3 protein-coding genes are annotated in these 3111 nt (G+C 52.5%); all 3 read left to right on the plus strand.

What is annotated here, in order from left to right; translation table 11 throughout:
- On the plus strand, positions 1-929 hold a 929-nt coding region (locus I656_RS0117285), incomplete at its 5' end, for a DNA translocase FtsK (protein ID WP_033007023.1).
- 210 nt (positions 930-1139) lie between these two features.
- On the plus strand, positions 1140-1871 hold the full coding sequence (locus I656_RS00060) for a GntR family transcriptional regulator (RefSeq protein WP_011230782.1): 732 nt from the start codon (positions 1140-1142) through the stop codon (positions 1869-1871).
- An 84-nt stretch (positions 1872-1955) separates the two neighbouring features.
- A complete protein-coding gene (locus I656_RS00055) occupies positions 1956-3044 on the plus strand; it encodes a BMP family protein (protein WP_013145713.1) in 1089 nt (362 codons plus the stop codon).
- The last annotated feature ends 67 nt before the right edge of the window (positions 3045-3111 follow it).

The raw sequence follows: 3111 nt of genomic DNA on the forward strand, positions 1-3111 counted from the left end.
ACGGCATTATCGTCAGCCTGCTCATGCGCACGAAGCCGCATGAGGTGAAGCTGATGATGATCGATCCGAAAATGGTGGAGTTAAGTGTGTACAACGGTGTTCCTCATTTGTTGACACCGGTCGTCACCGACGCGAAAAAAGCGGCCCAGGCGCTGAAAAAAGTCGTCCAAGAAATGGAGCGGCGCTACGAGCTGTTCTCGCATACCGGCACGCGCAACATTGAAGGATATAACGAGCATATCCGCCACCATAACGAAACGGCGTCGGAACAGCAGCCGCTTTTGCCATACATCGTCGTGATCATCGACGAATTGGCCGACTTGATGATGGTGGCTTCCTCGGATGTGGAAGAGGCGATCACCCGTTTGGCGCAAATGGCGCGCGCCGCTGGCATCCATTTGATCATCGCCACCCAGCGCCCGTCGGTGGACGTCATCACCGGCGTCATCAAAGCGAACATTCCGTCGCGCATCGCCTTCAGTGTATCATCGCAAATCGACTCGCGCACCATTTTGGATATGGGCGGGGCGGAAAAACTGCTCGGCCGCGGCGATATGCTGTTTTTGCCGATGGGGGCCTCAAAACCAGTGCGCGTCCAAGGGGCGTTTGTCTCCGACCAAGAGGTGGAAGACGTCGTTCGGTTTGTCATCGGACAGCAGCAGGCGCAATATTATGAGGAGATGTTCGTCGAAGACAGCGAACCCTCTTCCTCAGCCCTTGAAGACGAGTTGTACGATGAGGCGGTCCGTCTTGTCGTTGAAATGCAAAGCGCCTCCGTCTCGATGCTGCAACGCCGCTTCCGCATCGGTTACAATCGCGCCGCTCGGCTCATTGATGCCATGGAGGAGCGCGGCGTCGTCGGCCCGTATGAAGGAAGCAAGCCGCGCGCCGTTCTTTGGTCGAAGGAAGATTTAAAAAAGACATCATAAATGGGAAAAAGGGCGGGCGAAAAAAAGCCTGCCCGCTCAATCATACATCTTATTGGAAGCGTTGCCAATCCTATTTCTTTTTCTTCGACAAAATTTGATATCACCTATTTATTTGCCCAGTAAAAAATGATATAGTAATCTCAAAAAGGTTATATGTCTAATGTCAGAGGTCTGATCTCAACGGAAATGCGTAACACGGAGGACGTTGTCATGTCAATCAAATCAGACAGCCGCCACCTTTACTTGCAAGTGATTGATCGCATCAAGCGCGATATTGAAACGGGAGTGTACAAAGAAAAGCAAAAACTGCCGTCCGAGTTTGAACTCGCCAAACAGCTTGGCGTCAGCCGGGCGACATTGAGGGAAGCGCTCAGGGTGCTTGAAGAAGAAAACATTATCATCCGCCGCCACGGCGTCGGAACGTTTGTCAACGCCCGTCCGCTGTTTACGTCCGGCATCGAGCAGCTCTCAAGCGTCACGGATATGATTCGTCAAGCGGGGCGCAAGCCAGGAACGATTTTTTTGTCTTCCTCCATCCAACAGCCGACGGAAGACGATATGCGCCGTTTCCAATGCCGGCCGGACGAGAATTTGCTGCTCATCGAGCGGGTGCGCACCGCTGATGGAGAGCCGGTCGTTTATTGCTTGGATAAAATTTTATGCAAATATTTGCCCAAAGGGATCTCTTATGAGCAAGAGTCGTTGTTTGAAAACTTGCACAACCAAACGCATCGCGACATCGCCTATGCGGTCGCGCGCATCGTGCCGCTCGGCTATCATGAAAAAGTGTCGCCGATTTTGCAATGCGACCCGGAAACGGCGCTGCTTGTGCTCAAGCAAATGCATTTCGATAAAAACGATGAGCCGATTTTTTATTCCGTCAACTACTTCCGCTCCGACAAGTTCAGCTTCCATGTCATGCGGAAGCGGTTCAGCTTTTAAGGGGGTGAAAAGGGTACATAGAAAGAAGCCGGAAGTTTCATACTAAATAAAGGAACCAATTTTCAAAGCAGGGGGTAGTGATGGATGAAAAAGCGAATGGGATTGCTTTTGTCCACTTTGTTCGCCGCCAGCACGCTGCTTGCCGCTTGTGGCGGTCAAGGGGGAAATAATGCCGGGGGCGGAAAAGACACGTTCAGCGTCGCCATGGTCACCGACGTCGGCGGCATTGACGACAAATCGTTCAACCAGTCGGCTTGGGAAGGGCTGCAAAAGTTCGGCAAAGACAACGGGCTTGAAAAAGGCCGCGGCGGCTACGACTACTTGCAGTCATCGAGCGACGCTGACTATGCCACGAACTTAAACAAGCTTGTGCGCAGCGACTTTGACTTGATTTTCGGCATCGGGTATTTGATGGGCGACGCGGTGAAAGAAGTCGCGAAGCAAAACCCGAAAAAACATTTCGCCATCGTCGACACGGTTGTTGACGAGCCAAATGTCGCCAGCATCACGTTCAAGGAGCATGAAGGCTCGTTCCTTGTCGGTGTTGTCGCCGGGCTAATGACGAAAACGAATAAAATCGGCTTTGTCGGTGGGATGGAGATTCCGTTGATCGAAAAATTCGAAAGCGGATTCCGCGCCGGCGTGAAAGCGGTCAATCCGAAGGCGACTGTGGAAGTGCAATACGCCGGGGCGTTCGACCAAGCGGATAAAGGGAAAGCGATCGCCTCGAGCATGTACGCGTCTGGCATCGACATCATCTACCATGCAGCTGGAGCGACTGGGAACGGCGTCTTCTCGGAAGCGAAAGATTTGAAGAAGAAAGATCCGAACCGCGAAATTTGGGTCATCGGTGTTGACAAAGACCAAGCGCCGGAGGGAGAAGTGAAAGTCGGCGGCAAAACGTACAACGTAACGCTCACTTCGATGGTGAAGCGCGTCGACGTCGCTGTCTATGACACGGCGAAACGGGCGAAAGAGGGCGACTTCCCGGGCGGCAAAACGATTGAGTACGGGTTGCCGGAAAATGGGGTTGGCATTGCCCCGACGCAAGACAACATTCCGGAGAACGTGTTAAAAACTGTTGACGAATGGAAGCAAAAAATCATCAAAGGCGAAGTGAAAGTTCCGACAAACCGGAAAGAGTACGAGCAATTCGCTGCGACGATCAAGTGACGAATAACGGCGAAGAAGGCTAGCGCGAGCCGCTAGCCTTCTTCAAAATCGTCAACTACCCCCACTT

It is taken from the genome of Geobacillus sp. WSUCF1 (genome assembly GCF_000422025.1).
GTDB lineage: Bacteria > Bacillota > Bacilli > Bacillales > Anoxybacillaceae > Geobacillus > Geobacillus zalihae.

Excerpts from the sequence above, each read along its gene's own strand:
- I656_RS00060 (WP_011230782.1), top strand. The coding sequence starts at position 1,140 with ATGTCAATCAAATCAGACAGCCGCCACCTTTACTTGCAAGTGATTGAT.
- I656_RS00055 (WP_013145713.1), top strand. The coding sequence starts at position 1,956 with ATGAAAAAGCGAATGGGATTGCTTTTGTCCACTTTGTTCGCCGCCAGC.